The 19,015-nt window shown below is 68.3% G+C and carries 19 protein-coding genes; 12 read left to right on the top strand and 7 right to left on the bottom strand.

Features of this window, described 5'->3' with window-relative positions:
* Positions 1-3 precede the first annotated feature (3 nt).
* Entirely contained in the window at positions 4-711 is a 708-nt protein-coding gene (locus YWM_RS0102930) for a histidine phosphatase family protein (protein WP_028849452.1), read from the top strand.
* A 48-nt stretch (positions 712-759) separates the two neighbouring features.
* On the opposite strand, the gene YWM_RS0102925 is transcribed toward YWM_RS0102930, so the two are convergent.
* Positions 760-1,749: a malate dehydrogenase gene (locus YWM_RS0102925; RefSeq protein WP_028849451.1), complete on the bottom strand. Its 990-nt coding sequence runs from the start codon at positions 1,747-1,749 to the stop codon at positions 760-762.
* Between the two features lie 152 nt (positions 1,750-1,901).
* On the opposite strand from YWM_RS0102925, the gene mptB reads away from it, so the two are divergent.
* On the top strand, positions 1,902-3,425 hold the full coding sequence (gene mptB, locus YWM_RS21945) for a polyprenol phosphomannose-dependent alpha 1,6 mannosyltransferase MptB (protein WP_245565890.1): 1,524 nt from the start codon (positions 1,902-1,904) through the stop codon (positions 3,423-3,425).
* A 1-nt stretch (position 3,426) separates the two neighbouring features.
* Here the strand turns inward: mptB and YWM_RS0102915 are convergent, their stop codons facing one another.
* Positions 3,427-5,367 (bottom strand): S9 family peptidase, encoded by a 1,941-nt coding sequence (locus YWM_RS0102915; protein WP_028849450.1) that lies wholly within the window; start codon positions 5,365-5,367, stop codon positions 3,427-3,429.
* Between the two features lie 130 nt (positions 5,368-5,497).
* On the opposite strand from YWM_RS0102915, the gene YWM_RS0102910 reads away from it, so the two are divergent.
* The 7 genes from YWM_RS0102910 (at position 5,498) to YWM_RS0102880 (ending at position 11,040) form a co-directional block, all read left to right on the top strand.
* Positions 5,498-6,076: a DUF3090 domain-containing protein gene (locus YWM_RS0102910; RefSeq protein WP_028849449.1), complete on the top strand. Its 579-nt coding sequence runs from the start codon at positions 5,498-5,500 to the stop codon at positions 6,074-6,076.
* A gap of 2 nt (positions 6,077-6,078) precedes the next feature.
* Positions 6,079-6,876, top strand: coding sequence for an SCO1664 family protein (locus YWM_RS0102905; RefSeq protein ID WP_052344518.1), 798 nt, complete (start codon positions 6,079-6,081; stop codon positions 6,874-6,876).
* A gap of 57 nt (positions 6,877-6,933) precedes the next feature.
* The gene (locus YWM_RS0102900; protein ID WP_028849447.1) at positions 6,934-7,743 is read left to right on the top strand and encodes a DUF3097 domain-containing protein; all 810 of its coding nucleotides are present in this window, start codon (positions 6,934-6,936) and stop codon (positions 7,741-7,743) included.
* A gap of 105 nt (positions 7,744-7,848) precedes the next feature.
* Entirely contained in the window at positions 7,849-8,286 is a 438-nt protein-coding gene (locus YWM_RS0102895; protein ID WP_043659158.1) for an NfeD family protein, read from the top strand.
* Positions 8,287-8,367: 81 nt separating this feature from the next.
* A complete protein-coding gene (locus tag YWM_RS0102890; RefSeq protein ID WP_084612163.1) occupies positions 8,368-9,627 on the top strand; it encodes an SPFH domain-containing protein in 1,260 nt (419 codons plus the stop codon).
* A 321-nt stretch (positions 9,628-9,948) separates the two neighbouring features.
* Positions 9,949-10,395: a hypothetical protein gene (locus tag YWM_RS0102885; RefSeq protein WP_028849444.1), complete on the top strand. Its 447-nt coding sequence runs from the start codon at positions 9,949-9,951 to the stop codon at positions 10,393-10,395.
* Between the two features lie 12 nt (positions 10,396-10,407).
* On the top strand, positions 10,408-11,040 hold the full coding sequence (locus tag YWM_RS0102880; RefSeq protein WP_028849443.1) for a dihydrofolate reductase family protein: 633 nt from the start codon (positions 10,408-10,410) through the stop codon (positions 11,038-11,040).
* On the opposite strand, the gene YWM_RS21940 is transcribed toward YWM_RS0102880, so the two are convergent.
* Complete coding sequence (locus YWM_RS21940; RefSeq protein ID WP_245565889.1) at positions 11,037-11,741, bottom strand: dihydrofolate reductase family protein; 705 nt, start codon at positions 11,739-11,741, stop codon at positions 11,037-11,039. The two genes, YWM_RS0102880 and YWM_RS21940, sit on opposite strands and share 4 nt — an antisense overlap.
* A gap of 348 nt (positions 11,742-12,089) precedes the next feature.
* Positions 12,090-12,470, bottom strand: a complete 381-nt coding sequence (locus YWM_RS0102870) for a hypothetical protein (protein ID WP_043659156.1) — start codon at positions 12,468-12,470, stop codon at positions 12,090-12,092.
* Positions 12,471-12,561: 91 nt separating this feature from the next.
* Here YWM_RS0102870 and YWM_RS0102865 point away from each other — a divergent pair, with 91 nt between their 5' ends.
* Entirely contained in the window at positions 12,562-13,341 is a 780-nt protein-coding gene (locus YWM_RS0102865) for a glycerophosphodiester phosphodiesterase family protein (RefSeq protein ID WP_043659478.1), read from the top strand.
* Between the two features lie 30 nt (positions 13,342-13,371).
* Here YWM_RS0102865 and YWM_RS0102860 read toward each other — a convergent pair whose 3' ends face one another.
* On the bottom strand, positions 13,372-14,079 hold the full coding sequence (locus tag YWM_RS0102860) for a transglycosylase family protein (RefSeq protein ID WP_156914593.1): 708 nt from the start codon (positions 14,077-14,079) through the stop codon (positions 13,372-13,374).
* Positions 14,080-14,298: 219 nt separating this feature from the next.
* Between YWM_RS0102860 and YWM_RS0102850 the strand changes: the two genes are divergently transcribed.
* Together YWM_RS0102850 and YWM_RS0102845 are read left to right on the top strand one after the other, a co-directional pair.
* A complete protein-coding gene (locus tag YWM_RS0102850) occupies positions 14,299-15,717 on the top strand; it encodes an MFS transporter (protein WP_028849439.1) in 1,419 nt (472 codons plus the stop codon).
* A gap of 340 nt (positions 15,718-16,057) precedes the next feature.
* On the top strand, positions 16,058-16,408 hold the full coding sequence (locus YWM_RS0102845; RefSeq protein ID WP_028849438.1) for an RNA polymerase-binding protein RbpA: 351 nt from the start codon (positions 16,058-16,060) through the stop codon (positions 16,406-16,408).
* 266 nt (positions 16,409-16,674) lie between these two features.
* Here YWM_RS0102845 and YWM_RS0102840 read toward each other — a convergent pair whose 3' ends face one another.
* Positions 16,675-17,427, bottom strand: coding sequence for a polyprenol monophosphomannose synthase (locus YWM_RS0102840; protein ID WP_028849437.1), 753 nt, complete (start codon positions 17,425-17,427; stop codon positions 16,675-16,677).
* Entirely contained in the window at positions 17,424-18,995 is a 1,572-nt protein-coding gene (gene lnt, locus YWM_RS21935; protein WP_245565887.1) for an apolipoprotein N-acyltransferase, read from the bottom strand. Before lnt ends, YWM_RS0102840 begins: the two co-directional genes overlap by 4 nt.
* Between the last annotated feature and the right edge of the window lie 20 nt (positions 18,996-19,015).

Below are 19,015 nucleotides of genomic sequence, written 5' to 3'. Positions count from 1 at the left end.
CACGTGGGCACTGTGATCATGTTGCGGCACGCACGCTCGACCGCGAACCGCTCGGGCGTGCTGGCCGGCCGCACACCGGGCATCGGCCTGGACGAAACCGGTCGCGGGCAGGCGACCGACCTCATCGGCAGGCTGGCCCAGGTGCCCTTGGCCGCCGTGGTGCGCTCACCGCTGCAACGGTGCGCGGAGACGGTGCAGCCGTTGTCCCGCGAGCGCAACCTCGAGCCGATCGTCGAGGACCAGCTGTCCGAGGTGGACTACGGCGACTGGTCCGGGCGCAAGCTCAAGGACCTGGTGGACGAGCCATTGTGGCGGGTGGTGCAGGCCAACCCGTCGGCAGCGGTCTTCCCGGGCGGCGAAGGTCTGGCCGATGTGTCGGCCCGTGCCGTCGCGGCCGTACGCCGGCTCGACGCGGAAATCACCCGGGAGCACGGCGAGCACGCGGTCTGGCTGTTGTGCTCCCATGGTGACGTGATCAAGGCGCTGCTCGCCGACGCGTTGGGCCAGCATCTGGACTCTTTCCAGCGCATCGTCGTCGACCCGGCGTCCATCTCGGTCGTGCGTTACAGCAGCATGCGCACGTTCGTGCTGCGCGTGAACGACTCCGGCGGATCGCTGGAGTCCATCGTGCCCAAGCCCGAGGAGAAGCCCGGCGGGACCGGCTCACCCGGTGCGTCCGACGCCGTCGTCGGCGGCTCCACCGGGGCCTGAACAGCAGAAAGGCCCGGCACGTGCCGGGCCTTTCGCGCGTCCTGCCGGTCAGATCAACCCGAGCTTGCGCACGGCGTCACGCTCGTCGGCCAGCTCCTGCACCGAAGCATCGATCTTGCCGCGGGAGAACTCGTTGAGCTCCAGGCCCTGCACGATCGAGTACTCACCGTTCGCACAGGTCACCGGGAACGACGAGATCAGGCCCTCCGGCACACCGTAGGAGCCGTCGGACGGCACGGCCATCGACACCCAGTCGCCCTCCGGGGTGCCGTTGACCCAGTCGTAGATGTGGTCGATGGCGGCCGACGCGGCCGAAGCGGCCGACGATGCGCCACGCACCTCGATGATCTCCGCACCACGCTTGGCCACCCGCGGGATGAACTCGTTCTCCAGCCACTCCTGGTCGTTCACCGCCTCGGCCGCGACCTTGCCGTTCACCTCGGCGTGGAACAGGTCCGGGTACTGGGTGGCCGAGTGGTTGCCCCAGATGGTCATCTTCTTGATGTCGGTCACCGACACCCCGAGCTTCGCGGCCAGCTGCGCCTTGGCGCGGTTGTGGTCCAGCCGGGTCATCGCGGTGAACCGCTCGGCGGGCACGTCCGGCGCGTGCTGCTGCGCGATCAGCGCGTTGGTGTTCGCCGGGTTGCCGACGACCAGCACCTTGACGTCGTCGGCCGCGCCCGCGTTGATCGCCTCGCCCTGCGGCTTGAAGATGCCGCCGTTGGCCTCCAGCAGGTCACCGCGCTCCATGCCCTTGGTGCGCGGGCGGGCGCCGACCAGCAGCGCGATGTTCACGCCGTCGAACGCCTTGCGCGGGTCGTCGAAGATGTCCACCCCGGCCAGCAGCGGGAAGGCCCCGTCCTGCAGCTCCAGCGCGGTGCCCTCGGCCGCCCGCACCGCCTGCGGGATCTCCAGCAGTCGCAACCGCACCGGCGTGTCCGCACCGAGCAGCTGGCCCGAGGCGATGCGGAACAGCAAGGCGTAGCCGATCTGGCCGGCCGCACCGGTGACGGTGACGTTGACAGGGGCGTTGGTCATGAGCACTCCTATGCGCGACGTCGAATCGTTGCGGATGCTATCCCACCCGTAGCGCCCGGTCAGCGCCCGAGCGCCTCGGTGTAGCGTTCATCTCCGATATGGACCACTCGCGACGCGAGGTGCGCGCAACTGTAGTTGCCTCGCGCCTACCGATGCGCACGATAGCCGCCGGCACGGTCGGCAGCGTGCTGATGATGTTGGCCGCGCTCGGCGCGGGCGGCATCTTGATCTCCGACCCGGTCATCGGGGCGGGCCCCCTGTCGTGGATCCGTTACGGCCACGGCCGGTGGCTGGCCACCTGGGTGCTCTACGCGGGCTTCGGGCTGACCGTGTTCGCCTGGATCCGGCTCGGCCGGTACGTCCTGCGCGGCAAGGTGGACACCCCCGCGGTGCTGGTCGCAGCGGCCTGCTGGATGGCGCCACTGCTCATCTCGCCGCCGCTGTTCACCCGGGACGCGTTCGTCTACCTCGCCCAGGGTGCGTTGCTGTACGACTTCGACCCCTACACCAGCGCGCCGAACATGGTGACCGGGCTGCCGACCGTGGTGCAGAACGTCTACGAGGCGTGGCAAAGCACCCCGTCGCCGTACGGCCCGCTGTTCCTGGTGATCTCCAAGGGCGTCGTCACGATCACCGGTGACAACGCGATTCTCGGTGTCATCGGGATGCGACTGGCGATGCTGCCCGGCCTGCTCGCCCTGGCGTGGGTGCTGTCCCGGCTCACCAAGCACCTCGGTGGCCGGGTGCCGGTCGCCATGTGGCTCGCCGTCGCCAGCCCGATGATGGTGGTGCACCTGTGGGGCGGCCCGCACAACGAGCTGTTCATGCTCGCCTTCCTCGCCGGCGGTGTGCTGGCGGCGCTGCGGCGGCAACACCTGCTCGCGGTGTTCCTCGGCACGCTGGCCATGCTGATCAAACCGACCGGCGCGCTCGTGCTCCCGTTCATCGTGTGGATCTGGGCCAACCATCTGCCCGCCGACCGCGGCAAGGTACGCAACTTCTTCACCGCGTTGGTGCCCGCCGTCGGCCTGTTCGGCGTGGTCTACGTGGCGGGCACGTGGCTGTCGCTCGGCACGGTCAACCTGGGATGGCTCGGCGCGCTCGACGGCCCGCAGCAGATTCGCAACTGGTTGAACTTCCCGACCGGGATCGGCCAGCTCGTTCACCTCGTCACCGACCTGTTCGTCCCGGTCACCCAGTCGCCATTCATCACCGGCGCCCGCGGCGTGGCCTGGCTGGCGCTGGCCTGCTTCGGCGTCTGGCAGTGGTGGCAGGCGCGCAACGGTGGCGTGACCGCGGTCAAGCACCTGGCCATCACGCTGCTGGCGGTGGCGCTGCTGGCCCCGCCGACGCTGCCGTGGTACTTCTCCTGGGCGCTGGTCGTCGCGGCCGGATTCGCGTGGACTGCGCGCGCCATGGCGGTGGTGATCGGCGGCTCGGTCTTCCTCGTGCTGGCCTTCTATCCCACCGGTGAGCAGGCGCTCTACAACTGGTGGTACATGGCCATGGTGTTCGCCGCCAGCTACGTGGCCGCGCGGGCGCTGGTCCACCCCGAGCCGTTGGCGTTGCGCGACCAGCTGTCCCGCGCGTGGCGGGAACTCCGGCCGCAGCGCACACCGCGGGCCGCCGAACCGGAGCCCGACGACCCGCGGCGGCACAGCACGCCGCAGGCGTGACCTACTTGTCCAAGGACAGCTGCGGCACGCCGACCGGTTCGAACCCGAAGATCTGCCCGTAGAAGGACAGCTCGGACTCCAGCGCGGTGATGATCGACTCCGCGCGCCGGAACCCGTGCTGCTCGCCTTCGAACGCCACGTAGGCGTGCGGGATGCCCTTCCCGCGGATGGCCGCCACGAACGCCTCGGCCTGCTCAGGTGGGCAGACCTCGTCCTCCAGGCCCTGCAACAACAGCACCGGGCACGCCAGCGAGTCCGTGTGGGTGATGGGGGAGCGGTCGACGTATCGCTGCCGGTCCTCGGGCAGCTCGCCGACCAGGCCGAACAGGTACTGCGACTCGAAGTCGTGGGTGCCGCCTTCGACGAAGGTGAGCATGTCGATGACCGGGAACATGATGGTGGCGGCCGCGTACGTGGTGCACGTCACCGACGAGAGCGCGGACGTGTAGCCGCCCGCGCTGCCGCCCCGAATCCCGAGGCGCTTGCCGTCCGCCGTGCCTTCGGCCGCGAGTGCCTTGGCCACCGCTTCGCAGTCGGCGACGTCCACCACGCCCCAGTTGCCGCGCAGCCGCTCCCGGAATGCCCGTCCGTAACCGGACGAACCGCCGTAGTTGACCGCGACGACGCCGATGCCGCGGCTGGTGAAGTAGGCGATCTGCAAGTCGGCGGTCGGCGAGACCGCTCCCGTCGGGCCGCCGTGCACGTGGACGACGTACGGCGGCAGCTCACCCTCCGGAGCCGCAAAGTCCGGGTTCGTCGGAGGATAGACGTACGCGGGAATGTCTCCCTCCGAGCCGGGGAACCAGCGTTCCTCCGGCTCGGGCAGGTATTCCGCCGGGGGTAACTCGCTGGTCGGCACGCTCAGCGCCTCCACCGACCCGGCGTCCAAGTCGACGGTGACGACCCGAGCCGTGTTCTTCGGGCCCGCGCCGACGCCGGCGATCCGACCGTCGCGAGCCGCGATCGCCGGAGCCCACGACGGCAGGTCGACGTCGACATCGGTCAGCGTGCCGGCGTCCGGATCGAGCACGGCGGGCCGCCCTTTGCGCAGCATGACGTACTTCCCGGCGTGCCGGCCGCCCAGCGGCGCGAACCACCGGGATCCGAGCATCCACATCGGGCCGCCGTGTTCTTCCTCCGCCGCGTACAGGCACTGCGTGGTGACGGCGTTCTCGGCGAGGGTGATGCGGTGCAGGTTCCACCAGCCGTCGGGATCCATCAGGGCCACCAGCGAGCCGTCGGAGTCCCAGGCCACCTGGCACACCGAGACGCCACCGCCGCCCGCGATCACCCGGTGCGGGCCGAATGTGCCGTCACCCTGCACTTCGGCGATGACGAGCTCGGTGGAGTCCCACGGCATGTTCGGGTGCTCCCAGCCGATCCACACCGCCAGCCGACCGTCCGGGGAAAGCTGCGGCGCAGTCATGAAGTGGTGGCTGGCGCCGAGCGAGCGGACCTGGCCGGACAAGGTCACCGCCACCAGATCACGCACGACGTCGGTCGGCTTCGCGCCGGTGACCGTCTCGCGCACCATCCAGGCTTCACGGGGCAGGCCTGGCCGCAAGTCGCTGTAGCGCAGGCCGTGCGGGACGTCCGGCTCGGGAGTCAGCGGCCGCGGATCCGTGTCCTCGCCGACCCGGAGCGCGTAGACCCGCTGGTCGTCCCAGTTGGTGAAGACGAGTACGCCGTCGATGGCCGTCCACGGTTGACCGCCGTACTCCTGGACTCGGTTCCGTGCGTTCCACGGGGCCGCAAGGAGCTCCTGCGGGCCGTCCGCGGTCTGACGCATCACCGTGGTGCGGCCACCTTCGGCGCTTCGCGGCTCGACCCACCACACCTCGTCCCCGACGAAGTCGGTCCATTGTGGTGGCCTGCCGACTTCGGCGGCCTGCGCTGCGCTGATGGGGGATGTCCAGCTTCCGTAAGGTGCGATTGTCGTCACGGCAGTCACCTTGCCACGGGCCAGCGGCCGACGGTGACAGATTTCCGCACGGTTCGTCGGGTGCGTGTACGCCACCGGCGAACGAGCCGATCATGCCGGGCGGTTTTGGGTAGCCTAGTCTCGAGCTGTCATGTCGAGGGTCATACACGTATTCCGCCATCCCGACCGGTTCATCTCCGGCACGGTCGGGCAGCCTGGCGACCGCACGTTCTACTTGCAAGCCAGCTCCGACAGCAGGCTGGTGAGCGTGTTGTTGGAGAAGCAGCAGCTGTCGGTGCTCGCCGAACGGCTGAGCACGCTGCTGGACGAGGTGGCCGCACGGTTCGACGCCGACGTGCCCGCGCAGGCCCCGGCGGACATGATCGACAACGACCCGCTCGAGGTGCCGCTGGAGGCCGAGTTCCGGGTCGGCACGATGGGCCTGGGCTGGGACGCCGAGACCGACTCGGTGGTCATCGAGCTGCTCGCGGTCACCGACGAGGAGGTCGACGAGACCGTCGTCCTCGACGACACCGAGGAGGGTCCGGACGCGGTGCGGGTCTTCCTGTCCCCTGCGTACGCGCGGGCCTTCGCCGAGCGCGCCGATCGGGTCATCGCGGCGGGCCGCAAGCCGTGCCCGCTGTGCGCCGAACCGCTCGACCCGGACGGCCACATCTGCCCGCGCCAGAACGGCTACCGCCGAGAGTCCGGTCTGCTTGGCGGCGAGTGATCGTGGCGCCGCCCCAGCCGGAGCCGGACGACCTCGTTCTCATCACGCGCGGCACCTTGGAAGTGTCCGGGCGCCTGGTCGACGCATCCAACGCCACGCTGTTCTGCACGGTCGAGCTGGACGGGCGGACCGCGCACGCGGTGTACAAGCCGGTGGCGGGCGAGCGTCCGCTGTGGGACTTCCCGGACGGCACGCTCGCCGGCCGTGAGGTCGCCACGTACGAGATCGCGCAGCACAGCGGGCTGGGCCTGGTCCCGCCGACCGTGCTGCGCGACGGACCGTTCGGCCCGGGCATGGTGCAGCTGTGGATCGAAACCGACGCCGACGAGCTGGTCGACGTGCACCACCCGGACGAGATACCCGAAGGGTGGCGGCAAGTCCTCGTGGCGCGCGATCGCACCGGCGAGCCCGTCGTGCTGGCGCACGCGGATCGGCCCGACGTCGCCGAGCTGGCGATGCTGGACGTCGTGGTGAACAACACCGACCGCAAAGGCGGGCACGTACTCCACGGGCCGGACGACCGCGCATACGGCGTGGACCACGGCATCTGCCTGCACCAGGAGCCGAAGCTTCGCACCGTGTTGTGGGGCTGGGCGGGCGAGCCGCTGCCCGAATCCGCCAAGGAGAAGCTGACCAAGCTGCGTTCGGCGGTGGACGGCGAGCTCGGCGAGCTCCTGGCCGAACACATCACGGTGGCCGAGATACGCGCCCTGGCCGATCGCACCGACAAGCTGCTCGCCGCCGGGGTGTTCCCGACGCCCACCGAGCAAGTGCGCGCCATCCCGTGGCCGTTGTTCTGACGACTCGCGGGCGGAGATCGCGCCAACAGCGGCCTTCGCACCGATAACCTCTGCAGCGTGCGTGCCCATTCCTACGGCGACATCCTGTCCGGCAAGCCCCGCCGCCGAGTCCCCGAAGTCCCGGCCGATCCCGGCCTGGTGGTCGAAGATCCGGTCAGCGGCTTCTGCGGAGCCGTCGTCCGCCTGGAACCCGACAGCGTGGTCCTGGAGGACCGGCACGGCAACCACCGGGTCTTTCCGCTCGCGCCCGCCGCGTTCCTGCTGGAAGGCCGACCGGTGACGCTGGTCAAGCCCCGGCCGGCCCCGCAGAGGACCAGGAAGGTCTCGGCGTCAGGCTCGGTTCGCGTGGAAGGCCTGCGGGCTCGCACCGCGCGCGCCTCCCGTATCTGGGTGGAAGGCAAGCACGACGCCGAGCTCATCGAGCGCATCTGGGGTCACGACCTGCGGGTCGAAGGAGTCGTCGTGGAGCCGCTGGACGGCATCGACGACCTTCCCCGCGCGGTCGCCGAGTTCGGCACCGCTGCCCACCGCAGGCTGGGCGTGCTGGTCGACCACCTCGTCCCCGGCAGCAAGGAATCCCGCATCGTCGACGCGCTCGACGACGACAACGTCCTGGTCACCGGGCATCCCTACGTCGACATCTGGCAAGCGGTCAAGCCCGCGTCCGTCGGCATCGCGGAGTGGCCGGTCATCCCGCCGGGCCAACCGTGGAAGGAAGGCGTGTGCGCCGCCCTCGGCTGGGGCGAGACCTACGAAGGCTGGCAGCACATCCTGTCCAGGGTCAGTAGCTACCGTGACGTCGAGACCCCACTCATCGGCGCGGTCGAACGGCTGATCGACTTCGTGACAACTGGGACATCCGGCTGAGATCGGACATGATCACGGTCCGCAATCGGGCCGAAACATCACGGCAAGATCACGCCGGTGCTTATCATCGGTGACTGTCGGCCGAGATCTGACACGATAGGCCGCATGGCAGCGTGGATCTGGCTCGGCGCGGGCATCGCCCTGATGGCCGCGGAAATGCTGTCGGGCGACTTCTGGCTGGTTCTCGTCGGTGGGGGAGCGATCGCGGCCGCGGGCGCATCGGCATTGACCGACAACCAATGGATCGCGGTGGCGGTGTTCAGTGTCGCCTCGCTCGGTCTGCTGATCTTCGCCCGCCCCGCGCTCAAGCGTCGTTTTCTGCACGGCACCGGCATGAAGACCAACACCGAGGCCTTGATCGGCGCCAAGGCGGTCGCGTTGTCCGCGGTCGACGACAACGGTGGCCTGGTGAAGCTGGCAGGCGAGGAGTGGACCGCGCGCAACAACGTGCCCGGTCACGTCATCGAACCCGGTCAGACGGTGACCGTGGTGGAGATCTCCGGCGCTACCGCCATCGTGGCCGCCGATCCGTTACTGGAGTAGGAGAGTGACTTGGCAACAGAGGCATTAATTGTCATCGCCATCATCATCTTGTTCGTTGTCGTCACGGTGGTGAAGGCGATCATGGTGGTGCCGCAGGCGCAAGCCGCGGTGATCGAGCGCCTGGGCAAGTTCAAGTCCGTCGCCGCGCCCGGTCTGAACTTCCTGGTGCCGTTCCTGGACAAGGTGCGTGCCAGGATCGACCTGCGGGAGCAAGTGGTGTCGTTCCCGCCGCAGCCGGTCATCACCGAGGACAACCTGACGGTCTCGATCGACACGGTCGTCTACTTCCAGGTGACCGACGCCCGCGCCGCGGTGTACGAGATCTCGAACTACATCGTCGGTGTCGAACAGCTGACCATCACCACGCTGCGCAACCTGGTCGGTGGCATGAGCCTGGAGGAGACCCTGACCTCCCGTGACCAGATCAACCAGCAGCTGCGTGGCGTGCTGGACGAGGCGACCGGCCGCTGGGGCATCCGGGTGGCCAGGGTCGAGCTGAAGTCGATCGACCCGCCCCCGTCCATCCAGGACTCGATGGAAAAGCAGATGCGCGCCGACCGTGAGAAGCGCGCGATGATCCTCAACGCCGAGGGTGACCGCGAGTCGTCCATCAAGAAGGCCGAGGGTCAGAAGCAGTCGCAGATCCTCGCCGCGGAAGGTGCCAAGCAGGCGGCGATCCTGCAGGCGGAAGCCGAGCGGCAGTCCCGCATCCTGCGCGCCCAGGGTGAGCGCGCCGCCCGCTACCTGCAGGCACAGGGTCAGGCGAAGGCCATCGAGAAGGTGTTCGCCGCCATCAAGGCCGCCCGGCCGACGCCCGAGGTGCTGGCTTACCAATACCTGCAGACGTTGCCGCAGATGGCGCAGGGCGACGCCAACAAGGTGTGGCTGGTGCCCAGCGACTACGGCAAGGCGCTGGAAGGCTTCGCCCGGATGCTCGGTGCTCCCGGCGAGGACGGGGTGTTCCGCTACGAGCCTCCGGAGGAGAGCGGTCCTGCTCCCGCCCTGGACGACGAAGAGGTCAAGTCGTGGTTCGACACCTCGACGGACCCGAAGGTGGCCGAGGCCGTGCGCGAGGCCGAGGAGGTCGCTCGCCGGCAGGTCGCAGGCCCGTTGAGCACCCCCGGTCGGGCGACCCCGCCGCCGGCAGCGTCGTCCGCGCTGAAGGGTGACCCGTCGAACCTGCCGCCGTCGGCGAAGAGCACGCCTCCCACACCACCGGCTCCGCCGGCGACGCCGCCTGCGCCTCCGGCGCCGCCGTCCGGTCCTGGTGGGCAGACGCCGCCTCCGCCGCAGGCACCGCCGCCCGCTGGGCCGCCGGTGGGTGGTCCGCCACCGCAGTGATCGACCCGAACAACCAAGCAGGACGCCGTGGCTCGCCAGCCACGGCGTCCTGTTTTTTGGGCCGAGTCGTGGCAAGCTCGCGGCAGGTTGGCCAGCCGGCCCCGGCGGCAGGTTGGGCACGGTGGGCCTGCCGTTCTCTCGCGCCGCATCTGGCGCGCGGCTGCGCCGAGGGGCCACGTCGGCAAGCACTCGCTCCCTTCTGTGTGAACGGCTCGGCTCCGTATCCACCTCTCCCGCAGATTTTCCGCCCCCACAACCGATGAGTTCTGCCCGCGAAGAAGGTCAGAGCAAGTGAGGCATCCGTCAGGGTGAGGAGTCCGCATGCGCAACGAAGCCATCCAGCGGTTCGACGTCCTGGTCGGATCATGGCGATCCACGATGAAGAACGCGTGGTTTTTGCCCGAAGGGACGGAAGTGCCCGGCACAGCGACCGGGTCGTGGTTGGGCGAGTCGTTCGTCGTCTTCCACTGGGAGATGCCGGGAGAGACCGGTGGGGCCGCGAACGCGCTGACGTTGGTCATCGGCCGTAGCGACGTGGGCGGCGCCTTCACGACGCTCTACCACGATCAACGTGGGGTGTGTCGGGTTTTCCCCACCACGTTCGACGGGACGACCTGGGACATGTTCCGAACGGACTCGGACATGCATCAACGGCTGATCGCCACCGTGGAGCCGGACAAGATCGTCGGCCGCGCTGACGCATCCGACGACCACGGCGCCACCTGGCGTACGGATTTCGACTTCGTGCTCGAACGAATCACGACTTAGGGAGCAAGCACCATGCAGCAGTTACGGGTACACAACTTCGCCATCTCGCTCGACGGCTACGGCACCGGCGAAGGACGCGCCAAAGGCGTGTTCTTCGGTCACGCCGGAGAGCGCCTGCACGAGTGGATGATCGACACGGCCGTCTGGCAGGAGGGAGGCAGCCGTGGCGTGGACAACGCGTTCGCCGCTCAGTACCAACAGGGCTTCGGTGCGGAAATCATGGGCGCGGGCAAGTTCGGCTACCCGGGCTGGCACGACGACCCCGACTGGAAGGGCCCGTGGGGCGCCAACCCGCCGTTCCACACCCCGGTGTTCGTCATGACCCGTCGCCCTCGGCCCTCGTTAAAGATGGAAGGCGGCACCACGTTCCACTTCGTCGATGCGCCTCCGGAGAAGGTGCTGGAGATGGCCAAGGAAGCCGCCGATGGTCACGACGTCCGTCTTGGCGGCGGAGCGACCGTCATTCGACAGTTCCTGACCGCGGGACTGGTCGACCACATGCACCTGGCGGTGGTGCCGATCGTGCTGGGTCGCGGCGTCAACCTGTGGGACGGCCTGGAAGGCATTGAACGGAACTTCGCCGTCGAGGCGATTTCCTCGCCCAGTGGGGTCACACACCTGACGTTCACCCGCACCACAAGCTAGGGGAGAGGGGACACGCGGCCGCGGGCCACAGTCATCAGCGCAGAAGTTCGCCCGGAGTCGAACATTTGTACGAGCTCCGGGCGAAGGCTTCTGTCAGGGCGGGGAGGCGACAGGTGGGTGCTCGAGCACGCGGGCCTGTACTCGACCAGCTGGATGCGGCCGTCGAACGTGCGGTGCTCGGTCATGTCCAGCGCAACGTCCGGGTAGCCGTCGTAGATACGTTCCGACCCGGTGGCGCCGGTGATCACCGGGAACATGACGACCCGGAAGCGGTCGACCACGCCTGCTCTGATCAAGTCTCGTGCCAGGCTGAGACTGCCGATCGTGCTCAGGATGCCGGACTCCGTCTCCTTGAGCTTGCGGACGGCCTCGACCGCATCACCACGAACCAACGTGGAGTTGGCCCACTTCAGCGGTTCCTCGAGGGTGGAGGAGAACACGATCTTGCGAGCCTTGGTCAGCTCGTCGACGGTTTCCTCTTCTTCCTTCCTGAGTTCGTCCTGACCCTCCGGCACGATGCCAGCGGCGAAGCCGGACATCAACCGGTAGGTGTTCGCACCCATCAGATACGTGACCTCGGGCTGTTCGCCGAGCCAGGCGAGATACTCCGGCCCTTCCAGGCCCCAGAAGCCGGGCCAGCCCTCACCTGATGCGTAGCCGTCGAGCGACGTGATGAAGTCGACGAGAACCTCTGCTGCCATGGTGTCCATTCCCTTCCTGGAAGCTGTCCCTTGTTGGACCGGTCGGGGTCGGCAAACTCATCGGTCCCGAGACAACTTGCAGGGGAAGACCCGAGCGCGGTGGCGCATTTCCGGCACGGCAGCTCCGAGAGCACAACAAGTCGTGCCACACCGCGCGTTCAGGTGAGGCCGCGAGCAAATCCGCTGCAGAGCCCCACAGTCGAGCCGCTCGGCTCACACGGCGACCTCAGGAGCGACCGGAGGGGAGCGCTACCGTCACAGCTCCATTGATCTACTTAACATAATGTGCATTATCGGATCATGCTCGTGTTCGAGGAGTGGTCAGCAACTCCCGCCCCGTGGACCTGGTCAGCGCAGCTGCTCGACGTCTTTCGCCGCACTCGCCAGCGCGCTCGCCAGAGCTTGCAGCTCCGCAGGTTTCGCTCCGTCCGACACCGCGGTGACCACATCCTCGGCGGCACACCGCAACTGGAACAACTTGTCCTGCAACGCCGCGATCTCATCGGCCGACAGCACCACGGCGTCCTCCGGCAGCCCGCCACGCTGAACGGCGATGCGCTGCTCGTAGGCACGCTGCCGACACGAGTGCCCGCAGTACCTCCTGCGCCTGCCCACCCGGTCTCGGTCATCCAATCGCGCCCCACACCACCCGCAGTGGCGAACCTCGGGTTCCCGGCGTACAGCCCTCAATTCGTCACGTGACGAATTGCCGCCAGTCTTGACGATCATGGAAGGGACGTTAGTTCCTTCGCGTGATTGTCACACAACGGCGCGCCGAACAGGCACACTAAGAAGTGTGCATCGAGACAAGCACACCCAGATAGTGCATCCGTATTTGTCGTTTCCGAATCCGCGGGCTTTCGCTCACCGCGGATGGCATGTCGGTGATCTCGCCGGCTTGGAGAACTCCATGGCGGCGTTCCGTCGCGCGGCCGACGAGGGCTACACGTACATCGAAACCGACGTGCACGCCACGTCCGACGGCGTCGTCGTGACGCATCACGACGAAACCCTCGACCGAACCACGGACCGGACCGGCCCCATCGCGTCCATGCCGTGGTCCCAGGTGCGGCACGCCAAAGTCGGCGGCGTCGAGCCGATCAGTCGACTCGAAGAAGTGTTCGAGGAACTTCCGGACGCGCACTTCAACATCGACGTGAAGGCTGATTCGGCCGCCGAGCCGGTCGTCCGCGCCATCCAGCGCACCGGTGCGGCGCATCGCGTGGCACTCGCCTCGTTCTCCTCGCGCAGGCTCGCCCGCCTGCGCAAGCTCGCCGGCGCGACCTTGGCCACCGCGATGGGTCCGAGTCACATCGCGACGATGAAGTTCAGCGGCAGGCTGCCGTCGATGCCGGTACGGAAGCTCATCCGCGGCCTGATGGCGCAGGTGCCGCACCGCTTCGGTCGGTTCACCCTGGTCGACCGTGGCTTCGTGCGAGCGGCCCACCGGCTCGGAGCCGAAGTGCACGTCTGGACGGTCAACGAACCCGGCCAGATGCGCCAGCTGCTCGACCTGGGCGTCGACGGAATCGTCACCGACCGCCCCGACGTCCTGCGCGAGGTGCTCCGCGAGCGCGGCGCGTGGCACGCGTCGAACTAGCGGATCTCCCCCGCTCCCCTGGTTCGGCCGTCAGCGCCGCGGCGGCTTGCCCTTCCAGGCTGCCTTCCACGTCTTCGGACCGAGACGCCCGGAGTCGTTGATGCCGTTGGCCCGCTGCAGGTCCAACACCGCACGCTTGGTCTTGCTGTAGTAGCACCCGGTGCCGCGGAAGTGATAGCCGAACTTGTTCATCCGCAGCTGGAATTTGCGCAGGTGCGGTGAGCAGTCACCGACGAAGTAGACCACCCCTGGCCACTTCGGCATCGTCTTCGGGCCGGTATTCGGCCGCGACGGTTTCGGCTTCGACGGTTTCGCGGCCGAGCCACCGATGTAGGCCGCTTCTGCCCACGTCGGCTTGATCTTGCTGCGCGCGTGCCGGTCCTCGCGCAGATTCAGGAAATACGGACGCGCGCATTCCCACGGCTGCCAGCCACGCATGCGGTACAGGTACAACGCGCGGTAATCCTGTTCGCGCGGACTGGCCTGGTGCGGGTATCCCTTGCCGCCGACGCTGCGCCACGTGGGCAAATCGAACTGGTAAGCGCCGTAATAGCCGTTGCCGGTGTTGATCGTGTACCGGCCGCTCGACTCACACATACGCAGCTTCGCCCACGCCTGCCGCGACGGGTCCGCCGCCGCCGGAGGGGCCGAGCTGACTGCTGGAACGACGGCCACGGTACAGGCGACCACCGCAAGCCTGGCGATCAGACGCTGTACCGTAACCCTCTCAAGCCACATGAAAAGCACAGTAAACAACGGGCGCACTATTCACAAGTGCACCATCAAACACAACAGAATCACATGCCCCTGCCGGGTTAGGCGGTAGCGACACGCGGTTTGCGGCCAAATCGTCATCTCGATGCCCTCGAACGGGCGGAGAAACGCAGTAGCCTCCGCAGGATCGACCACGATTCACCCGGCTTCCGGGCAACGGACACGACAGCAGATCGAGGTGGCATGACGACCGACCACATCGGCCCCGCCCCGGCGCCGGATGCCGCGAGCCGTCGCCGTGAACGCCGCGGCTGGTACTTCTACGACTGGGCGAACTCGACGTTCTACACCTCGGTGATCACCGTCTTCGGCGCCGCGTACGTCGGTTCGGTGGCCGCCGAGGACGCCCGCACCGATCCGGCCAACGGGCCGAACGCCTGCGGCGGTCCCGAGCTCACCGCGAAGCTGACCAACTGCGACATTTCCCTGTTCGGCCTGCAATTCCCGGCCGGCGCCCTGTGGGGCTACCTGATCGGCGTGGCCACCGTGATCCAGGTCTTCATCATGCCCGTGGCAGGGGCGATCGCCGACCGCAGCCAGTCGAAACGCCCGCTGCTGGCCGCGGCCGCCTTCACCGGCGCAGGAGCCACCTGCCTGTTGGTGTTCGTCGCCGGCACGAACTGGGAACTCGCGATCCCGCTCTACATGATCGCGCAGATCGGCTACGGCGTCTCGATCGTCGTCTACTACGCCTTCCTGGCCGAGATCGCCGAGCCGGACGAGCGCGACGAGGTCTCCGCTCGCGGCTGGGCATTCGGCTTCCTCGGCGGCGGTGTCGCGCTGGCCGTGCAGCTCGGCATCTATCTGGGCCACGAGGCGATCGGGCTCACCGAAGGTCAGGCCGTGCGCGCGTGTTTCTTGATGTCCGGCCTGTGGTGGGCGGGCTTCACCATCATTCCGTTGCGCAGGCTCGCCGACCGGCGACAGGCCCGCCCCATCGAGCCGGAGGTCGGCGTCGTCCGTGCCGGTTTCCGCGAACTGGCAGGCACGCTTCGGGAGGCCAGGGCCTTCCCGCTGACGCTGGGTTTCCTGGGCGCCTACCTGGTCTTCAACGACGGTGTGCAGACCGTGGTCACCACGTCGGCGCAGTACGGCCGGGAGGAATTGCACTTCTCCCAGGACACGCTCATCGCCACGATCCTCATGGTGCAGTTCGTCGCGTTCATCGGCGGCTGGCTGCACGGTCTCGTGGCACGCCGGCTCGGCGCCAAGCGCACGATCATGGGCAGCTTGACGCTGTGGATCGGGGTCATCATCGCGGCGTATTTCCTCGAGCCGGACGAGCCCGTCCCGTTCTACCTGGTCGGGGCGGGCATCGGCCTCGTCCTCGGCGGCACCGTCGCGCTGGCACGGTCGCTGTACAGCCAGATGATCCCGGCGGGCAAGGAGGCCCAGTACTTCTCGTTGTACGAGATCAGCGAGCGCGGCACGGCGTGGCTCGGACCGGTGCTGTTCGCCGCCATCGGGTCGGCCACCGGATCGTTCCGGCCGGCGATCCTCGCCCTCATCGGGTTCTTCGTCGTCGGTATCGCTCTGGTCGCGCTGGTGCCGGCACGCCGGGCGATCATCGCGGCGGGGAATCAACCGCCGCAACGGTTGTGAACCGTACGGAGTCGTCCAGGCACGTTACGCAGCGTGATCTTCATCATGCCCGATCGCGTACCGGCTCGCCCGGACGCGTCGGTGTAACACCCTGAGCCGAATTGCCGATGGGCTCGTTGCACCGTTCGAGGGAAATCCCCACGTCGTGGGGCTATCTCCGTCACGTCACACCAGCATCTGACTCCCACTGGAGCAAGCTGGTGAGCAGCACGGCGACGTGGGACGAGGATTACGAACGGGGGAATCCGGGAATCCTGGGGGCCGCACGTTCGTTGCATAGTGTGAGCAAGTTCGGGGCCCGGGAGTGGGGACCGGCTTCCGTACAGAGAGAGGAATGCACATGGCCGATCGGGTTCTCCGTGGCAGCAGGCTGGGAGCGGTGAGCTACGAAACGGACCGCAACCACGACCTGGCGCCTCGGCGTACCGTCCGGTACGCGTGCCCGAAGGACCACGAGTTCGAGGTACCGTTCTCGGACGACGCCGAGGTTCCGGCTACGTGGGAGTGCCGTCTGCACGGCACCGAGTCCGAAATCGTGGACGGCGTGCAGCAGGAGCAGAAGAAGACCAAGCCGGCGCGTACGCACTGGGACATGCTGCTCGAGCGCCGGAGCATCAGCGAGCTGGAAGAGTTGCTCAACGAGCGTCTGGAGGAGCTCCGGGCGCGCCGTTCTGCGTCGCGCTCGGCGTGACAGCCTGCTGCTGACGTAACCAGTCCGAAAGCCCCGCGACGGCCTCCCCCGTCCGCGGGGCTTTCGGCTGTGCAGGTGGGTGATCGCGGTGAGCCTGTGGCGCCTGGGCGGGATCTCGCCTGCAGCGCGTGCTGCCGCCTGGGCCGGCGGGCCAAGCCCTTTGCGGTACCGGACTGTTCTCGTATCCGGTCAATCGGCTCGTGCGGCCACCGCCTCTGCGGCGTCGCTCCGCCTGGGACTCACTCGCTCCGCAGGAGCGGTCGCGCTCAGCGGCGAAGCAGCTTCTTGACCAGCCCGGCCACCTGCGACAGGCGGTGCTTCAGGCCCCACCGGCCCACTTGCACGATGGCTTCCAGCACGATCGAGCCGCTCATCTTCGATTTGCCGAGCTCGCGCTCGGTGAACGTGATCGGCACCTCGACGACGGAGAAGCCGGCACGAATGGTGCGCCAGGTCAGGTCGATCTGGAAGCAGTAGCCCTGCGACGCCACGTCGTCCAGCTCCAGCTTCTCCAGCACCGTGCGCCGGTAGGCACGGAAGCCCGCCGTGATGTCCCTGGTCGGAACGCCGAGAGCGGTGCGTGAGTACACCCCGGCCATGCGGGAGAGCCATTCCCGGCGCTTGGGCCAGTTGACCACCTTGCCGCCCGGCACGTAGCGCGAGCCGATCACCAGGTCCGCGCTTTCGGAAGCGGCGAGCAGCCGTGGCAGGTCCTCCGGTGCGTGCGAGCCGTCGGCGTCCATCTCCACCAGGACGTCGTAGCCGCGATCCAGCCCCCAGCGGAAACCGGCGATGTACGCCGGACCGAGCCCGGCCTTCTCGCTGCGATGCAGCACGTCGATCCGCTCGTCGGCGGCGGCCAGTTCATCGGCCAGCTCTCCGGTGCCGTCCGGGCTGCCGTCGTCCACCACGAGCGCGTGCACCGTGGGCAGCGCCTGGTGCAAACGACGCAGCAGCTGCTCGATGTTCTCCCGCTCGTTGTAGGTCGGGATCACCACGAGCACGCGGCGATCAGTCATGCGGCCCTCCTCCGGTCACGGATTCGCCACCCTATCGAAAGCGCCAGAGCGGCTATCCCCCCGGCGACGAGTACCCGCTCCGGCCACGGGCCGACGATGCTCGCGACGGTCGTGGTGTCACGCAGCGGCAGCGTCCCGACCAGGATTTCGGAGGTGAACAGCTCCGAGTCGCGCACCACGCTCCCGTCCGGGAGGACGATGGCGCTGACCCCGCTGGTCGCGGCCACCACGGCCGCACGCCCGTGTTCCACGGCCCGCAGCCGGGACATCGCCAGCTGTTGGTAGGTCATCTCCCCTGGCCCGTACCAGGCGTTGTTCGTGGGCACGACGAGTAGTTCGGCGCCGCGGTCGACGGTTTGCCGCGCGACGTAGTCGTAGGCGACCTCGTAGCAGATCTGGATGCCGACCTTGATGCCTCCGGGTGTCAGCACACCCGGCTCGTCGCCCCAGCGCATGTCCTTGGTCTTGCCGAGGAACGGCGTGAACCACGCGGCGATCGGCCGCCAGGGCACGTACTCGGCGAACGGCACCAGTTCCTGCTTGACGTAGTGCTCGCCCGGTCCCGAACCCGGCTGCCACACGAACACCGAGTTCTCGCTCAGGCCGTCCGGGCGGGTGTAGAGCGCGCCGATGAGGGTGGGTGCGTCGAAACGATCCACCAGGCGGTCCAGCTCGGGATCCGGGCCCGCGAGTCCGGTCGCCGTCTCCGGCCAGATGATGAGGTCCGGTTGGGCGATGCGCCCGGAAGCGAGGTCGTCGGCGAGGCGCTCGCTGGTGGCGAGGTGGTTGGCACGGATCTCCTCCCGCGCGCCCAGCAGCCGCAGGCCGATGTCGGGCGCGTTGCCTTGCACCACCGCGACGGTGACCTCACCGCGAGTTGGTTCGACGCCGACGGCGGGCCACACCGCGAGACCGGCCAGTAGCGGCACCACGGCGCACGCCACGGCAGGAACGACCCGCACTTCGCGGTGACGGATCCGGACCAGCAGCCACGCGATGCCGAAGCCACACAGCGTTACGGCGAAGCTGACCAGCGGCGCCCCGCCGACGGACGCGAGCGAGGTGAAAGCGCCCGAGGGGTGGCCGAACGCTACGCGCCCCCACGGAAACCCGTTGAGCGGGAACGACGACCGCAGGGTTTCCTGACCGACCCACAGCGCGGCCATCCACACCGGGGCGGCGGGCAACCGTTGCACCACCGTCGCACATGCGCAGGCCAACGCCACGTACAGGCCCTCGACCACTGACAACGCCAACCACGGGGCGGAGCCGAAACCGTCGCCGAGGAAGTCTTCGATCCAGACCAGATGCCCCAGGAAGAACGACACCGCGAACAGCAGCCCGTAGCCCAGGCCGGCCCGGAAGCGGCGCCGGTACAGCACCACCCCGAGCCCGGCGAAGGCCAGCGGCGACAAGAACCACCACTCGCGGGGTGGGAAGCTCAGTTGAAGCAGCACGCCGGAGGCGACGGCAAGGGCCATTCGCCCCGGCACCCGGGTCAGCATGCCGCGCCAGCCACCTCGGGCGTGCCCGGCGACGCCGACGTCCTCTGACGCGGTCACAGTCACGGTCGAAGCCTATGTCTCCG

Origin of the sequence: Thermocrispum municipale DSM 44069, from assembly GCF_000427825.1 — a bacterium.
Classification (GTDB): Bacteria; Actinomycetota; Actinomycetes; order Mycobacteriales; family Pseudonocardiaceae; genus Thermocrispum; species Thermocrispum municipale.
This window is presented reverse-complemented; position numbering and strand designations above follow the sequence as displayed.

Excerpts from the sequence above, each read along its gene's own strand:
- YWM_RS0102925 (WP_028849451.1), bottom strand. The coding sequence starts at position 1,749 with ATGACCAACGCCCCTGTCAACGTCACCGTCACCGGTGCGGCCGGCCAG.
- mptB (WP_245565890.1), top strand. The coding sequence starts at position 1,902 with ATGCGCACGATAGCCGCCGGCACGGTCGGCAGCGTGCTGATGATGTTG.
- YWM_RS0102910 (WP_028849449.1), top strand. The coding sequence starts at position 5,498 with ATGTCGAGGGTCATACACGTATTCCGCCATCCCGACCGGTTCATCTCC.
- YWM_RS0102895 (WP_043659158.1), top strand. The coding sequence starts at position 7,849 with ATGGCAGCGTGGATCTGGCTCGGCGCGGGCATCGCCCTGATGGCCGCG.
- YWM_RS0102890 (WP_084612163.1), top strand. The coding sequence starts at position 8,368 with ATGGTGGTGCCGCAGGCGCAAGCCGCGGTGATCGAGCGCCTGGGCAAG.
- YWM_RS0102885 (WP_028849444.1), top strand. The coding sequence starts at position 9,949 with ATGCGCAACGAAGCCATCCAGCGGTTCGACGTCCTGGTCGGATCATGG.
- YWM_RS0102880 (WP_028849443.1), top strand. The coding sequence starts at position 10,408 with ATGCAGCAGTTACGGGTACACAACTTCGCCATCTCGCTCGACGGCTAC.
- YWM_RS21940 (WP_245565889.1), bottom strand. The coding sequence starts at position 11,741 with ATGGCAGCAGAGGTTCTCGTCGACTTCATCACGTCGCTCGACGGCTAC.
- YWM_RS0102870 (WP_043659156.1), bottom strand. The coding sequence starts at position 12,470 with ATGATCGTCAAGACTGGCGGCAATTCGTCACGTGACGAATTGAGGGCT.
- YWM_RS0102860 (WP_156914593.1), bottom strand. The coding sequence starts at position 14,079 with ATGTGGCTTGAGAGGGTTACGGTACAGCGTCTGATCGCCAGGCTTGCG.
- YWM_RS0102850 (WP_028849439.1), top strand. The coding sequence starts at position 14,299 with ATGACGACCGACCACATCGGCCCCGCCCCGGCGCCGGATGCCGCGAGC.
- YWM_RS0102845 (WP_028849438.1), top strand. The coding sequence starts at position 16,058 with ATGGCCGATCGGGTTCTCCGTGGCAGCAGGCTGGGAGCGGTGAGCTAC.
- YWM_RS0102840 (WP_028849437.1), bottom strand. The coding sequence starts at position 17,427 with ATGACTGATCGCCGCGTGCTCGTGGTGATCCCGACCTACAACGAGCGG.